Annotated in this window: 12 protein-coding genes; 5 read left to right on the forward strand and 7 right to left on the reverse strand. The window is 63.9% G+C overall.

Annotated features, from left to right (window positions below):
• Nucleotide 1 precedes the first annotated feature (1 nt).
• Complete coding sequence (locus tag ACNFIC_RS01360) at nt 2–778, reverse strand: YqcI/YcgG family protein (RefSeq protein ID WP_138217429.1); 777 nt, start codon at nt 776–778, stop codon at nt 2–4.
• A 163-nt stretch (nt 779–941) separates the two neighbouring features.
• On the opposite strand from ACNFIC_RS01360, the gene ACNFIC_RS01365 reads away from it, so the two are divergent.
• The 4 genes from ACNFIC_RS01365 (at nt 942) to ACNFIC_RS01380 (ending at nt 6662) form a co-directional block, all read left to right on the forward strand.
• Nucleotides 942–1862, forward strand: a complete 921-nt coding sequence (locus ACNFIC_RS01365) for a LysR substrate-binding domain-containing protein (RefSeq protein WP_138217430.1) — start codon at nt 942–944, stop codon at nt 1860–1862.
• Between the two features lie 96 nt (nt 1863–1958).
• Complete coding sequence (locus ACNFIC_RS01370; RefSeq protein WP_416779421.1) at nt 1959–4319, forward strand: DNA polymerase II; 2361 nt, start codon at nt 1959–1961, stop codon at nt 4317–4319.
• 344 nt (nt 4320–4663) lie between these two features.
• On the forward strand, nt 4664–5218 hold the full coding sequence (locus ACNFIC_RS01375; RefSeq protein ID WP_138217432.1) for a DUF4174 domain-containing protein: 555 nt from the start codon (nt 4664–4666) through the stop codon (nt 5216–5218).
• Between the two features lie 265 nt (nt 5219–5483).
• The gene (locus ACNFIC_RS01380) at nt 5484–6662 is read left to right on the forward strand and encodes a sensor domain-containing diguanylate cyclase (protein ID WP_138217433.1); all 1179 of its coding nucleotides are present in this window, start codon (nt 5484–5486) and stop codon (nt 6660–6662) included.
• A 41-nt stretch (nt 6663–6703) separates the two neighbouring features.
• Here the strand turns inward: ACNFIC_RS01380 and ACNFIC_RS01385 are convergent, their stop codons facing one another.
• The 4 genes from ACNFIC_RS01385 to ACNFIC_RS01400 all read right to left on the reverse strand — a co-directional run bounded on the left by ACNFIC_RS01385 (nt 6704) and on the right by ACNFIC_RS01400 (nt 10710).
• Complete coding sequence (locus ACNFIC_RS01385; protein WP_138217434.1) at nt 6704–7702, reverse strand: transketolase family protein; 999 nt, start codon at nt 7700–7702, stop codon at nt 6704–6706.
• Nucleotides 7699–8547 carry a transketolase gene (locus tag ACNFIC_RS01390; protein WP_138217435.1) on the reverse strand — a complete coding sequence of 283 codons (849 nt, stop codon included), beginning with the start codon at nt 8545–8547 and terminating at the stop codon, nt 7699–7701. The genes ACNFIC_RS01385 and ACNFIC_RS01390 overlap by 4 nt, the downstream gene beginning before the upstream one ends.
• A 34-nt stretch (nt 8548–8581) precedes the next feature.
• Entirely contained in the window at nt 8582–9880 is a 1299-nt protein-coding gene (locus tag ACNFIC_RS01395; protein ID WP_138217436.1) for an MFS transporter, read from the reverse strand.
• 80 nt (nt 9881–9960) lie between these two features.
• Entirely contained in the window at nt 9961–10710 is a 750-nt protein-coding gene (locus tag ACNFIC_RS01400) for an SDR family NAD(P)-dependent oxidoreductase (RefSeq protein ID WP_138217437.1), read from the reverse strand.
• A gap of 170 nt (nt 10711–10880) precedes the next feature.
• On the opposite strand from ACNFIC_RS01400, the gene ACNFIC_RS01405 reads away from it, so the two are divergent.
• The gene (locus tag ACNFIC_RS01405) at nt 10881–11801 is read left to right on the forward strand and encodes a LysR substrate-binding domain-containing protein (RefSeq protein ID WP_138217438.1); all 921 of its coding nucleotides are present in this window, start codon (nt 10881–10883) and stop codon (nt 11799–11801) included.
• Between the two features lie 116 nt (nt 11802–11917).
• Here the strand turns inward: ACNFIC_RS01405 and ACNFIC_RS01410 are convergent, their stop codons facing one another.
• Nucleotides 11918–13183: a carbohydrate porin gene (locus ACNFIC_RS01410; protein WP_416779425.1), complete on the reverse strand. Its 1266-nt coding sequence runs from the start codon at nt 13181–13183 to the stop codon at nt 11918–11920.
• Nucleotides 13184–13297: 114 nt separating this feature from the next.
• Complete coding sequence (locus ACNFIC_RS01415; protein ID WP_416779427.1) at nt 13298–15715, reverse strand: glucose/quinate/shikimate family membrane-bound PQQ-dependent dehydrogenase; 2418 nt, start codon at nt 15713–15715, stop codon at nt 13298–13300.
• Nucleotides 15716–15788 lie beyond the last annotated feature (73 nt).

Raw genomic sequence — 15788 nt, forward strand, 5'->3', positions numbered from 1 at the left:
TTCAGTTCTCGCTCAGTGAGTCAGGTACAGCAGCGGTGTGGAACGGGCAGCGTGGCGGATTCAGCGAACCGGGCTCCTGCAACTGGTACTGCTTCCATTCGTAGTTGTCGTGGTGGCCGAAAAAGCCCAGCGAATCGGGCATGACGCCGTTGTTGTAATGGCGTACCCGGTCGCGGATACGCGCACGGATACGTTGGCCGCTTTGCGTGTCGGCGCTGGCCACTTCGTCGAAACTTTCGCGTGGGTTGACGACCCAGGCGATATGCGGGCCCAGGTTGCGGCTTTTCATCAGCCTGTGGGCTGGGAAGTTCATGTTGATGAACAGGGGCACGCCGTCGAAGCAGAACGCCCACTGTGCGTCATGCGGGTCGTGGGGCATGTCGGCGGGCCAGGGTTGCGGGTCGCGAGCGTGGACCTCGCACAGTACCTCCCAAGCCAGCGCCTGCTGTTGCATAAGGTCCGTGTCGCGTGCGGTTTCCAGAAAGACCAGCAACGGATTGCCGACCCGCTGCTTGAGCGGGATCTGCTTGATCGTGCCTATGTAGTCGGTCAGGCCTCGGGCGATGTCGCCGGCCAGGTCGCCTGCGTGGGCGAAGATGATGTGGCAGGTGCGTGCGTTCACCGCTTTACGCCCGAACAGGCACGGGAAGTCGGGGTTGGCGAGGGTTTCCTTGAACTGCTGTAGGGTCTTGTACGTCCAGTGGTGCTTGTTCTGGACATGTTCATCGGCAAGCTCGAGCGCATCCAGGCGATAGCAGTTTCCATAACCCGTAAACATGATTTCCCCAGGGGTATAGCAGTTAATAGAGTTTTTCCGGCTTATCCATACGGTTTTGCCCTCTATAGTCATTGTTTACAGCATTTTCCGAGACCGGACCCAGGTTGTAAAACGCCTGGAACTATGACCTACTATTAGTCTCGCTCATGCTCTGGAAGCCAAGATGTCCGAACGGATTCAAGCCCTGCACGCCTTACGTGCATTCGAAGTGGCGTCGCGCTATGGCTCGTTCACCCGCGCTGCCCAGGAGTTAGCGCTCACCCAAGGTGCGGTCAGCCACCACATCAAAACCCTTGAGGCCCTGTTCGGTTGCGATTTGTTCGAGCGCCGCGGCCCCAAGCTGCGCCTGACCGAGCATGGCAGCCTGCTGGCCCAGGAGCTCAAGGTGGGCTTCAAGATCATCGAGAACGCCTGCGCGTTGTTGCGCCAGGACCGTCACGGCTTGCGCCTGAAGGCGCCGTCGACGCTCACCGTGCGCTGGCTGTTGCGGGCCTTGGACGGCTTCAAGAAACTCGACAACAGTTGCCCGGTACAGCTGTCGAGCGTGTGGATGGACATCGATGCGGTAGACTTCTACTCAGAGCCCTATGACTGCGCGATCCTGCTCGGTAACGGGCGTTTCCCGGCTGATGTCGAGAGCCTCAAGTTGTTCGATGAATGGCTGATTCCGGTATGCCATCCCGATTACCTGGCTGAGCCTGCCCCCTCGCTTGCGGTGCTGCATGACTGCGAATTCCTCCACCCTTCGCCGGACCGGCGTGACTGGCGCCGCTGGTTGGCGCGGGTCGACGCGTTGGATGTCGGCATCGATCGGGGTCAGGTGTTCGACACCCTTGACCAAGGCATTTCCGCCGCCCAGCAGGGGCTGGGGATCTCGGTGGTGGACCTGGTGCTGGCCAGCGCGGACCTAGCCGCCGGCAGCTTGGCCACGCCGTTCCCCCAGGCGGTGGCGACCGGCGATGGGTATTACATGGTCTGGCTCAAGTCCAGCCCCAAGGCACGCCAGATGCACAGGCTGCGCGACTACCTGCTGACCCAGGTGCCGCCGCTGTCGCGCAAGGACATCAGTTACCTTTATGGCTGAGTGCCGCGCCCGCTGAGCATGGCGCGAGCGTCGCTGGCATGGGCTATTGCGATACACTGGCGGCCTCGCATCCCTTCTCCTGCCGAGGTTCTCGCGGTGCAGCTGCAACAGGGCTTTGTCCTTACTCGCCATTGGCACGACACGCCCGAAGGCACCTGTGTGGAATTCTGGCTGGCCACCGAGCAGGGGCCGCGGCGCGTGCGCCTGGCGCCGCAACCGTCGGTGGCGTTCATTCCCGCCGCCCACGCCGAGCAGGCCCGGCGGCTGTTGGCGGGCGAGTCCGGCGTGCAACTGCGGCCCTTGCAACTGCGCGATTTCGAGCAGCGCCCGGTGCTGGGGTTGTACTGCACCCAGCATCGCCAGATGATCGCCCTCGACAAGCGTTTGCGCGCCGCAGGCGTGGAGGTGTTCGAGGCTGATATCCGTCCGCCGGAGCGTTACCTGATGGAGCGCTTCATCACCGCCCCGGTGCGCTTCGAGGGGCGGCCCGATGCCCACGGCACGTTATGCGATGCCCAGCTCAAGCCTGACCCGGACTACCGTCCCCCCCTGCGCCTGGCTTCGTTAGACATCGAGACCAGCGAGCGTGGCGAGCTGTACAGTATCGCCCTGGAGGGCTGCGGCCAACGCACGGTGTATATGCTCGGCCCGGCCAACGGCAGCGCGCTCGAGGTGGATTTCGATCTGCATTATTGCCAAGACCGCGCCGGGCTGATCGACAGCCTCAACCAATGGCTGGTGCAGCATGACCCGGATGCGATCATCGGCTGGAACCTGATCCAGTTCGACCTGCGCGTGCTGCATGAACACGCCAAGCGCCTGAACGTGCCGCTGTGCCTGGGCCGCGATGGTGCGCCGATGCACATGCGCGAGCACGGCAGCCGCAGCCACTTCTTCGCCGAGGCGCCAGGCCGTCTGCTGATCGACGGTATTGAGGCGCTGCGTTCGGCGACTTGGAGTTTCCCCTCGTTCAGCCTGGAGAGCGTCGCCCAGCAGTTGCTGGGGGAGGGTAAGGCGATTGCCACGCCCTACCAGCGCATGGACGAGATCAACCGCCTGTTCGCTGAGGACAAGCCGGCCCTGGCCCGCTACAACCTCAAGGACTGCGAGCTGGTGACGCGGATCTTCGCCCACACCCGGCTGCTGGCGTTCTTGCTCGAACGGGCCAGTGTGACCGGGCTGCCCGTGGACCGCAGCGGTGGTTCGGTGGCAGCGTTCTGTCATCTGTACATCCCGCCGATGCACCGCCTGGGTTTCGTAGCACCCAACCTTGGTAGTCGCGAGGGCGAGGCCAGCCCCGGTGGCTTTGTCATGGACTCACGCCCAGGGCTTTACGACTCGGTGCTGGTGCTGGACTACAAGAGCCTGTATCCGTCGATCATCCGTACCTTCCTGATCGACCCTGTGGGCCTGGTCGAAGGCCTGCGCCAGCCCGACGACACGCATTCGGTGGAAGGCTTTCGCGCAGCGCGTTTCTCGCGTAGCCAGCACTGTCTACCGGCTATCGTCGAGCGCGTGTGGCAGGGCCGCGAAGCGGCCAAACGCGCCGGTAATGCGCCATTGTCCCAGGCGCTGAAGATCATCATGAATGCCTTCTACGGTGTGCTGGGTTCCAGCGGTTGCCGGTTTTTCGATCCGCGCCTGGCCTCGTCGATCACCCTGCGCGGGCACCAGATCATGCGCCAGACCCGCGCGTTGATCGAGGCCCGTGGCCTGGATGTGATCTATGGCGATACCGACTCCACCTTCGTCTGGCTCAAGCATGCCCATAGCGAGCAGGATGCTGCGCGCATCGGCCGGGAACTGGTGGCCGAGGTCAACCAGTGGTGGGCCCGCCACCTGCGTGAAAGCCTGGGGCTGGAGAGCGCGCTGGAATTGCAGTTCGAGACTCACTACCGGCGCTTTCTGATGCCGACTATCCGCGGTACCGATGAGGGCAGCAAGAAGCGTTACGCAGGCCTGGTACAGCGCGCCGACGGCAGTGCAGAGATGATCTACAAGGGCCTGGAATCGGTCCGTACCGACTGGTCGCCCCTGGCTCGCCAATTCCAGCAGGAACTCTATGGCCGGATATTTCGTGGCCAGCCATACCGCGAGTACCTGTGCGACACCGTGCAGCGCTTGTTGGCTGGCGAACTCGATGAGCTGCTGGTGTACCGCAAGCGTCTGCGCAGACCGCTGGCGGACTACCAACGCAACGTGCCCCCGCATGTGCGTGCTGCACGCCTGGCCGATGCGTACAACGCGCGCCAGGGGCGGCCCCGGCAGTACCAGAACGGTGGCTGGATCAGCTACCTGATCACCACCTCTGGCCCTGAGCCGCTGGAGGACCTGCGCTCTGCGGTCGACCACCAGCACTATCTGACCCGGCAACTGCAACCGGTGGCTGATGCCATCCTGCCGTTCGTGGGGGATGATTTCGGCGCGCTGATAGACCGTCAGTTGCCGCTGTTCTAGCCCTGTGCGCCGAGCACGCAGGCGCGGCTGCCTGCAAACGATGCAGGTGCAAGCCCGAAAAATCCTCGGCACGCAGGAACCGGTGGGCGGGCTGACGATCAGAGCAGTCAATCGCGTAAATCCTTACAGGATGTGAACGAGCGCGCCGTCGGACGCTGCCGTCGGGGGCGCTTCGGCCTTTACCCGCAAGGGCTTGGGCTATGCTCAAGAAGGCCGCACCGTGCCCCGGCGTGGACACCGGAAGTTACTTTTCCGCAGGCTGTCGGACAGGTTTGGTGGTTTAGGCTCGCGTGTCGGACTTTTCGCACAAGTCTGTAGTCATGAGAATTAACAAGGAGATGCCCATGCTCGTCAGGTCACTGACACTCGCCACCCTATTCGCCTTCGCCGGGCCTGTGCTCGCCGCCGACAGCGATGCGCCCTTGGCCAAGGAGCAGGGCAAGGCGCGGCCGCTGGTGGTGATCGCGCCCAGCAGCGCCGACCCGACCCTGCGCGGCCTGCAAGAGGCGCTCAAGGACCCGGCCACCCAGGCCGGCTTCAAGGAACGCGGGCTGGTCCTCTACAGCGTGGCGCAGATGATGGGAAAGCGTGAAGACAAGAACCTCGAACAGCAGACCACCATGGCCCTGATCCGCGAGCTGAAGCTGGGTGCCAGCAAGGGTACTAAGGTCATCCTGGTGGGCAAGGACGGCGAGCGCCATGTGCTCAAGGATGACGACAGCGGCGAAAAACTCGACCCGCAAGTGATCTTCAAGGCCGTCGATGCGTTGCCGGCCAGTGAACAGGCGGTAACTGCACCCGAGCCGGTGGCGGCTGCTCCAGACGAACCCAAGGCCAAGGAAAGCAAACCCGCCAAGCCCAGCAAACCCATGGCGCCGCCCAAGCCACTGGACGACTGAGGCGCGCCGTCCTCGCCGTTTGCCCTGAAAGATCGGCGGCGGTAGGGCACCGGTGCAGATCTGCGCCGTTGCTTGCCTGGCAATGGCGTGTCGGGGCGCTTCGTTGAGGATCGCCCCGGACGTCTGCACTTTAAACGCAAGGCACTCGAATGAAGTGGGCGAGTCGCTGAATATCTTCATTCGGGTGGTTGTCGGTCCTGTGAAAATCCGTGCGAATGCTTACAATCAGCGCTCTTTTGAATGTAAGTCACAGGCACCCGTTTCCATGGCGTTCGATGCGTCCACCCTTCTCACGCTCACCATCGCCCTCGCGGCGGCCTCGGCGCTGTATCTGGCCATCGAGTGGCGCAGCGTACGCGAGTCCTCGTTGCTGTGCTGGAGCACAGGTTTTGCGATTATCAGCATCGGTTCGTCATTGGCGCTGCTGCGCAGCAGTGGCTATTTGTTCATCGGTATCTGGTTCGCCAACGGCTTGCTGATCCTGGCCCACTGGTTGTTTTTGCTTGGGGTCGTGCGTTTTACCGAGACCCGCCTGTCACGGGCCTGGTACTTGGGCATCGTGGTCTGGCTGGCGATGCTGACGTTGCCGGATTGGGCGAGCTGGTCGAAGAGCCTGTTGGTGGTGCAGTCCATGCTGGTGGCGTTGCTCACCTTACAGGCCAGCTGGCTGCTGCGTGCGCATGGTAAATCGCTGAGTGTCGGGGCGGCACAACTGCGTTTCATCCTGCTGCTGCATGGCCTGTTCTACCTGGGCAAGACCCTGCCGGCGCTGGTGCCCGGCACGCTGATCGAGCTTGCCGCATTCCGTGGCCTGATCATCCAGGTGTCCTTGGTGGAGGGCGCGATGGCGATCATGCTGATTGCGCTGTCGATGACCGGCACCGTGCGCTACCGCCGTGAAGAACGCATCGAACGTCTGGCTGCGCGCGATCCACTCACCGCGCTGTACAACCGCCGCGCCCTGGAAGTGCGCGCACCGAGCCTGTTTGCCGAGGTTTCGCCGCATCGCCCGGGGGCGCTGCTGCTGATCGACATTGACCACTTCAAACTGGTCAATGACTGTCATGGCCACGCGGCTGGCGATCGTTTGCTGGTCGCGTTGAGCGAGATGATCCGCGCACTGTTGCCGGAGCGCGCGATTGCCGCGCGCCTGGGTGGGGACGAGTTCGTGATCTTGCTGGGCGGCGCTTCCCGTGGGCAGATCGAAACCCTTGCCGCGACCTTGCGCCAGCAGTTTCAGCACGCGGCAGCGCAGAGCTGCGCGACCCCTGAGGCGGTGACCTTGAGCATCGGCGCGAACCTGTTCGACCGGCCGCCAGCGAGCCTGGCAGCCTTGTTGGAGCAGGGCGATGTATTGCTCTATGCCTCCAAACGCAGCGGTCGCAACAGCGTGCAGTTGGTGGATGGGTCGCGTAATACGGCTTGGCGAGCCGAGGTGAGGTAGGCTGCGCCAGCGCAATCGCCAGCGCAGGCCTACCCACGCGGTTACAACCAGCCTTTGATCTGGCGTGCCACCGCCTCGCTGGAAATGCCATAGCGGTCGTGCAGGGTGGGCAGGGCGCCGGCGTCGAGGAACGCATCGGGCAGGGCGATCTGGCGGAAGCTCGGGGTCACGCCATTGCGCAGCAGCACGCTTGCCACGGCTTCGCCCAGTCCGCCGATGACTGAGTGGTTCTCTGCGGTGACCACCAGCCGCCCTGACTTGCGCGCCTCGGCCAGGATCGTCGCTTCGTCCAGCGGTTTGATGGTCGGCACATGCAGCACCGCCACGTCCACCCCATCCTTTTGCAACTGCTCGGCGGCCTCCAACGCGCGCATGGTCATCAAGCCGCTGGCGATCAGCAGCACGTCGCGTCCACCGCGCAGCACCTGGGCCTTACCCAGCTGGAAGCGGTAGTCGTAGCGGTCCAGTACCAGTGGCACGTTGCCGCGCAACAGACGCATGTACACCGGACCTTGATGGGCCGCGATGGCCGGGACGGCCTGTTCGATCTCCAACGCATCGCATGGGTCGACCACCATCAGGTTGGGCATTGCGCGCATGATCGCAAGGTCATCGGTGGCCTGGTGGCTCGGGCCGTAGCCGGTGGTCAGGCCTGGCAGGCCGCAGACGATCTTGACGTTGAGGTTCTCCTCGGCAATCGCCATGCAGATGAAGTCGTATGCACGGCGCGAAGCGAACACCGCGTAGGTGGTGGCGAACGGAGTCATGCCCTCGCGGGCCATCCCCGCCGCAGCGCTCATCAGCAATTGCTCGGCCATGCCCATCTGGTAGAACCGCTCAGGGTGGGCCTTGGCAAAGATATGCAGGTCGGTGTACTTGGACAGGTCGGCGCTCAGCCCGACGATGTCCTGGCGTTGTTCGGCCAGCGCCGCGAGGGCATGGCCGAATGGGGCCGGGCGGGTCGGTTGGCCTTCGGCTGCGATCGAGGCGATCATCGCCGAGGTGGTCAGGCGTTTTTTCGCGGTGGTTGGGCTGTTCATGCTTGGCTCCCGGCGTCCAGTGCTTGCAGGGCGAGGTCCCATTCGTGTTCATCGACACGGATGAAGTGGGTCTTGTCGCGGTTTTCGAGGAAGGGCACGCCCTTGCCCATGCGCGTGTCGCAAATGATTACCCGTGGTTGCGCGCCAGTGTGCGTGCGGGCCTGGTCGAACGCCTGCACCAACGCGTCGAGGTCGTTGCCATCGACGCGCTGCACATACCAGCCGAAGGCTTGCCAGCGATCGACGATCGGCTCGAAGGCCAGCACTTCGCTGGAATGACCATCGGCCTGTTGGTTGTTGACGTCGACGATGGCGATCAGGTTGTCCAGACGCCAGTGGCTGGCGGACATCACCGCTTCCCAGGTGGAGCCTTCGTTCAGTTCGCCGTCCGACAGCAGGTTGTACACCCAACTGTCCGAGCCTTTGCGCTTGAGCCCCAGGCAGGCGCCGACGGCGATACCCAAGCCGTGACCCAGCGAACCACCGGTGATTTCCATGCCGGGCGTGTAGGCGGCCATCCCCGACATAGGTAGGCGGCTGTCGTCGGCGCCGTAGGTCTCAAGCTCTTCCTCGGGGATCACGCCGGCCTCAATCAAGGCCGCATACAAGGCAATGGCGTAGTGGCCGATGGACAGATAGAAACGGTCGCGTTGTTCCCAGTCGGGGTTGGCTGGGTCCAGGCGCAGGGCGTGGAAGTAGGCCACCGCCAGCAGGTCGGCGGCGCCCAGAGCCTGGCCGATGTAGCCCTGGCCCTGAACTTGGCCCATGCGCAGGGCGTGACGGCGGATATTATGGGCGCGCGCAGCCAGGGGCCGCGCACCCGGGGTAGCGGGTACGGCGTTCATGGAGTGACTCCTTGCAGGATGCGAAAGTGAGGAATTAACGATTGACTAGGCTGGCCGGCACGCGGAACACCAGCAGCGCGCCGAACAGCAATACGGCGGTGATCAGGTACATGCCGATGGCGTTGCTGCCCAGGGTGCTGGTGATCCAGCCAATCAGGAACGGTGAGCAAAAGCCGGCCAGGTTGGCGAAGCTGTTCACCGCCGCGATGCCCGCAGCAGCCGAGACACCGCCGAGTAGCGTGGTTGGCAGCATCCAGAACAGCGACGAGGCGGACAGGATGCCGGCCGCCGCCAGGCACAGGCTCAGGATCGACAAGCTCAGGTGGCTGGCGAACAGCGCTGCCAGGCTCAGGCCCAGGGCGCCAGCGAGCATCGGTATGGCCAGGTGCCAGCGGCGTTCGCGGTGACGGTCGCCGCTGCGTCCGGCCAATAGCATGGCAACGATCGCGCAGCAGTACGGCAGGCTGGTGAGCAGGCCGATGTGCAACGGCTCGCTGACCCCGGCATTGCGCACCAGGGTCGGCAGCCAGAAGGTGATGGCGTACTGGCCCATGACCACGCAGAAGTAGATGCCGGCCAGCAGCCACAGACGTCGGTCGCGGATAAAGTCGCCCACCGAGCCGTGATGGGTCTTGTGCCGTTCGTCTTCGGCCAGTTCCGCACGCACCAGCGCTTTCTCTTCGGCGCTGAGCCAATGCGCTTGCTCGACGCCGTCCTTGAGGTAGCTCAGCACCAGCACCCCGACCAGTACGGTGGGCAGTGCTTCGAGCACGAACATCCATTGCCAGCCGGCCCAACCGTGCACTCCGGCGAAACGCTCCATGATCCAGCCCGACAGAGGCCCGCCAAGCATGCCCGACAGGGGAATGGCGATGAACCACAAGGCGGTCATCTTGGCGCGGCGGTAGGAGGGGAACCAGTAGGTCAGGTACAGCAGCAGGCCGGGTGCCAGGCCGGCTTCGGCAACCCCGAGGAAAAAGCGCAGCACGTAGAACTGCCAGGCGGTTTCGACGAAGGCGAACAAGGCCGAAATCAGCCCCCATGTGATCATGATGCGGGCGATCCAGCGCCGGGCACCGACTTTGTGCAGGATGATGTTGCTCGGTACTTCACACAGGAAGTAGCCGATGAAGAACATCCCGGCGCCCAAGCCATACACCGCTTCGGACAGCGCCAGGTCGTCCATCATTTGTAGCTTGGCGAAGCCGACGTTGACCCGGTCGAGGTAGGCGCACAGGTAGCACAGCATGAGAAAGGGCATCAGCCGCCAGGCCGTCTTGCGATAGGCGTGGCTGCGCGCGGCGGTGGCCGCGTCGAAGGCGAGGGTAGTCATGTCGATCTGATCTCTTGTTGTTATCGATTGCCCCGCCGTGGCGGGGCTCAGATACGAAATATCCGGGTGTGACGTGGGCGTCAGTGGATCAGCATGCCCCCATTGACGTCGAGGGTGATGCCGGTCAGGTAACTGGACAAGTCGCTGGCCAGGAACAGTGCGGCGTTGGCCACGTCGCGTGCTTCGCCCAGACGCCCGAGCGGGATGCCCTCGATGATGGCGTGGCGACGCTCGTCCTGCATCAGCCCACCGGTAATGTCAGTGTGGATCAGCCCAGGGGTGATGGCATTGACCCGCACGTTGTCCGGGCCCAGTTCGCGAGCCATCGCCTTGCCGAGCCCGAGCACGCCCGCTTTGGCTGCGCTGTAGTGAGGGCCGCCGAAGATGCCGCCACCGCGCTGGGCCGAGACTGACGACATGCAGATGATACTGCCGGCGCGTTGGGCGCGCATGCCAGGGATAACGGCCTGGGACATCAGCAGCGTGCCGCGCAGGTTGACGTCGAGGATGCGATCATAGTCCTTGTCGGTGATCTCCAGGGTCTTCACCGGCTGCGTGATCCCGGCGTTGTTGACCAACACATCGATGCGTCCGAAGTGCGCCAGCACTTGAGCCACCGCGTCACGCACCTGGGCTTGGTCAGCGACGTTGGCGGCTACGCCCAGATGTCCCTGACCAAGTTCGGCAGCGGCTGCGCGGGCGGCTTGCAGATCGAGGTCGAGGATCGCCACCTTGGCGCCGTGGGCGGCGAAGGTCTGGGCCGTGGCGCGGCCGATACCGCGGGCAGAGGCGGCGCCCGTGACGATTGCGAATTTGCCTTCGAGTAGCATGGGGAACTCCGACTGTTTGTTGTTGTGTGCACAGCTTGGTGTGCCGGCGCACGTGCGGCAACGCAGTGGCTTTCAGCCTATGCTGAAAAAAATTCAGCACTGGGCAGACGTGTGCGCAGACGGCAGAGTAGGGCGCCTGGGCGCAGCGCTTATTTCATGAAGGCAGTTCGATGAACCATGACTCGGGCAAGAAGCCCATACAGCTACCACCGTTGAAAGCAATTCAGGCCTTCGAGCAAGCGGCACGCTTTGGTAACGTGGCGCGCGCGGCCGAGCAACTGAACCTCACGCCCTCGGCGGTCAGCCATCAGATCGCCAATCTTGAGGCGTTGATCGGGCGCCCGTTGTTCTTGCGTACGGCCAAGGGGGTGAGCCTGACCGCCGCAGGCGAGCAGTACCTGCGCGAGGTGTCCGGAATCTTGCAGAGCCTGGCTACCGCCACCGAGCGCGCCGGTAGCGCGGTAGGCTTCGATTGCTTGCGCCTGCACGCAGCGCCCAGCTTCGGCTTGCTCTGGTTGCTACCCCGACTCGAGCGCTTTCGCGCCAGCCACCCGGATATCCAGATCAACCTGTCTTGCTCTTACGAGGCGCTGCATTTCGGTCGGCATCAGATCGACGTGGATATTCGCCATGGCTATCCCAACTGGCCGAGCCTGGAGGTGCGCACCATTCGCCACGAGCGTGCCACGGTGCTGGCAGCGCCGGCGCTGCTGGCGCGCCAGCCCATTCGCCAGCCGGACGATCTGCTGGGGCAAAACCTGATTCTGTCGGAGTCGGCGCTGGTGCAATGGCCGCAGTGGTTCGCCCAGCAGGGTGTATCGCTGCCCCAGGCGCCGTTCGCGCTGAGTTTCGACCGCTCTTACATGAGCCTGGAGGCGGCCAGCCATGGCTATGGGGTGGCCTTGGAAAGCTCATTGCTGGCGCAGGACTACGTAGCCCGTGGGCAGTTGGTGGATGTGTTCGGCGATGCGCTGGCCAGCCCTGTGAGTGCCCATCATCTGGTGTTCCCCCGTGGGCATGCCGAACTGACGCGGGTGCGAACCTTCTTGGAATGGATGCAGGGACAGCTGGGGCATGACTTCAGCTACTAGTGCCTTGCCTCGGTAATGAGCCGTTCACTTCTGGTGGCGTCAGTGGGCTTTATACGATCAGGGACACAAGCGGCTTTGCGCCGCGATGGGCTGCAAAGCAGCCCGTTTGGCGCCGGTCAGAAGCTCGCCTTGACCTGCAATCCCAGCACCAAGGCATCCTCGATGGCCTGGCCGGAGAACGCCCCCGGCTCGACGATGTACTGCACGTCCGGGCGCAGATTCAACCAGGGCGTGGCCTGGTAGCCGTAGCTCAGCTCGATCAGTTGCTCGGCGCCGTCGAGGTGGGGGAACTGCTGGCCGGCATCGAACGCTTCGTCTTCCTGTACTTGGCGGCTGCGCGGGTTTTGTACCGCGCGGCCATAACCCAGGGCGACGGTATCGCGCGGGCGGCCGTCGAACGGCTTGTACAGCACCACGCCGGCACCATACCAGCGGGTGAACGGCGAGGCGGCTTCGCTGGAGGCCGAGTATTGGCCAAAGGCATGCAGGCTGCGACCCGGCGAGGTCGAGTCGTTCCATATCGCCTGGTCGATCAGCAGGTAGTGGCCGCCACGCCCGGCCACTTGCTTGTCGCTGCCGATGCGTTTGACGTTGGAGCTGTCGTAGTAATACCCCAGTTTGTACTCGCCTGGCAGCTCAGCCTGTAGCTTGTACACCAGTTCCACCGGTAGCACGGTGCCGGTGGTGTGCTTGGGGCCCAGGTGCCAGGCGCGGGTGGGGTTGCCGTTGCTCTCGGGATCGACGTTGAACGCCGCCACGCGCAGTTGCCACGAGGGCGAAAGGTCATATTTGACCCGCGCCCCTAAGTGCGCGTTGGGGTAGTTGCTCCAGCCGCTGCCGCCGGACATGTTCAGCGGGTGGCCGCAGAAACCGGCGTTCATGAAGTTGCACAGGATGCCGCTGTCCAGACCGCCGAGGTCGTTGCCCATGGCCATGTAGCCGAGTTTGAGGTTCAGCGCCGGGGTGAAGTTGCGCTCGTAGCTCAGTTCGGTCAGGCGCGTATACAGGCCACCGTAGTTTTCCTGGATCGGCAGGCGGTTGCCCGCCAGGTCTTCGGAGGCGCTGTTGCCACGCCGATCGTTGATGGTCAACTGGATCTTGCCGGCGTTTTCCAGGCCATAGCGTTTCGATAGGTCGAACTGCACGCCGAGTTTGATATTTTGCGAATAGCGCGCCGAGCGGTGCAGGCCGCCGTGGGCGTTGTAGGCGGTTTCGCCGCTGTAGTCGCCGGTGAACGTGATGCCATCGGCTTCCATTCGATGGCGCAAGCCGCCCCAATCGCCGGTCAGCGTGTTGCGGGTCATCAGATCGGTGTCGGCGAAGGCGGCGCTGCTGGCCAATACCAGCAGCAAGGTAGGGGTGAGGCGCATTGCGGGGGACATTTCGGTTTCTCAGGGGGTGTTCGGGGCCTTTCGCAGGTGATGCCTGCTGCTGCGGGGACTGCACTGGCGTGAGTCCTCGCAGCATCGGGTGCGGCCTGCGCTGGCGTCAGCGGCTTACGGCAGGGAGTAGGCGATCACGTAGTCGCCACGGTCGGTCGACTGACGCGCACCGCCAGCGGTGATCACGACGTATTGCTTGCCGGTCTTGGGCGAGGTGTAGGTCATCGGGCCGCCTTGGCTGCCCACCGGCAGGCGGGCTTTCCAGATTTCGCTGCCGTTGCTGCTGTCGTAGGCACGCAGGTAGAAGTCCTGGGTGCCGGCGATGAACACCAGGCCACCTTGGGTAGACAGGGTTCCGCCGAGGGTCGGCAGGCCGATCTTGATCGGCAGGTGCATGCGAATGCCCAGGGGGCCTGTGTCTTCGACAGTACCAACCGGCACCTGCCAGGCGATCTGGCGGGTCTTCATGTCGATGGCGGTCAGGGTGCCGAACGGCGGGGCCTGGCACGGAATCCCGGCGACCGACAGGAAGCGGTTCTTGTTCACCGCATACGGGGTGCCCTTGAGCGGCACCGCGCCCATGCCGGTGTTCAGCGCTTCGCCACCGCCAGCGGCGGCGCCTTTGTTCTGCGACGGGATCATCTGGATCCACAGGCCCAGGCGCATGTCGTTGACGAAGATGAAGCCATGCACGGGGTCGGTGGAAATGCTGCCCCAGTTCATGCCGCCCAGCGACCCAGGGAAGCTCAGCGACAGGTCCGTGCCGGGTGCGGTGTACAGCCCGTCGTAGCGCATCTTCTTGAAGTCGATGCGGCACAGCAGCTGGTCATACGGGGTAGCGCCCCACATGTCCGACTCGGTCAGGGTCTGGGCGCCGATCTGCGGCATGCCGACCGATTTGGGCTGGGTCGGGGAGTAGGGCTCGTTGGGAATGTTACTTGGCTTGACCGGTACTTCATCGACTTGCGTGAGCGGCTTGCCGGTGGCGCGGTCGAGCACGTAGATCTGCCCGGCCTTGGTCCCGATCACCACTGCCGGAACGCGTTGGCCGTCGTCCTTGGTGAAATCGATCAGGCTCGGCTGCATCGGCAGGTCGAAGTCCCACAGGTCGTTGTGCACGGTCTGGTAGACCCACTTCTGGTTGCCGGTGGTGGCGTCCAGGGCCAGCACCGAGGCGCCGTAGGTGTGGTCCAGCTTGCTGCGCTCGACACCGTAGATGTCGGTGGACGAAGAGCCCATCGGCAGGAACACGGTGTTCATCGCCGGATCGTAGGACATCGGCGCCCAACTGTTGGGGGTGCTGCGCACATAGGTGCTGCCGTCGGCCGGTGCCTGGCGGTCTTCAGGATTACCCGGGTCGAAGGCCCAGCGCATTTGCCCGGTGATCACGTCGAAACCACGGATCACGCCGCCTGGCATGTCAGTCTGGACGTTGTCGGCGACGCGCCCGCCCACCACCACGGTGGTGCCGGCCATCAGCGGCGCGGATGACAACTGGTAGTAGGAGTCCGGCACATCACCCAGGCCGGCCATCAGGTTGACCTGGCCGTTGTTGCCAAAGCCCTGGCAGAACTCGCCGGTGTCGGCGTCCACGGCGATCAGGCGACCGTCGATGGTGTTGGTCAGCAGGCGACGCTGGCAGTTGGCACCGGCCGCTACGCTGACGACGCTGATCGGCGAGCTGTTCGGCTGGGTGGGCTGGGCGAGTGGGGCGCTGGCATCGAAGTAGGCCATGCCTCGGCAACGCTGCCAGACCTTGGACTGGGCGTTGATCGCGTTTTTCCACAGTTCCTTGCCAGTGTCGGCATCGAGGGCGATCAGGTTGTTGTGTGGGGTGCAGATGAACACCTTGTTGCCGATCTGCAGTGGGGTCAGCTGGTCTTCTGCACCGTTGCCGTCGCTGATGGCCACGTCACCGGTGTGATAGGTCCAGGCCACCTTGAGCTTGTCGACGTTGCCACGGTTGATCTGATCGAGGGCGGCGAAGCGGCTGCCACCTTCGGTGTTGCCGTAGTGGGCCCAGTCTTTCTGTTCCTTGCCGGCTTCGACCGGGCTCAGGCCAGGGCCGTTGCCCGTGGGGACAACGCTTGGGTGAGCGACGAACATGTTGCCGACCGCGATCACCAGTACCACCGCCAGCACAGCGGCCACGCCATAGGCGCCACGACCTGCTTTGGTTCCCTGGGCACGGGCCAGCATTGGGTAGACCAGCGCGACCACCAAGCCAATCGCGCCGAACATGAACAGGCGCGAGAACAGCGGCCAGAACACCAGGCCCGAATCGGCCAGGGCCCAGATCAGCGTGCCGATCAGAAATGCGGCGTATAGCCAGGCGCCGGCAGGTTTGCGGCGTGCGATGAGCGCGCCGGCGATTGCCATGGCCAGGCCGCCGATCAGGAAGTACCAGGAACCGCCCAGGCCGGCCAGCTTGACACCGCCGGCGGCCAGGAGCAGGCCGAGCAGGGCAATGATCACGCCCAGGCCGACTAGGATGAGTGTGGAGGCGCCAGAGGCGCGCGGGTTGTCTTTCATGCCAGGTATCTCGCAGGTGGAATGCGGCGCAGTTTAAGCCCTTAGCAAGCTAATTAACAAGTTAGTACATTTA

The organism is Pseudomonas sp. NY15463 (assembly GCF_048068415.1).
GTDB classification, from domain to species: Bacteria; Pseudomonadota; Gammaproteobacteria; order Pseudomonadales; family Pseudomonadaceae; genus Aquipseudomonas; species Aquipseudomonas mosselii_C.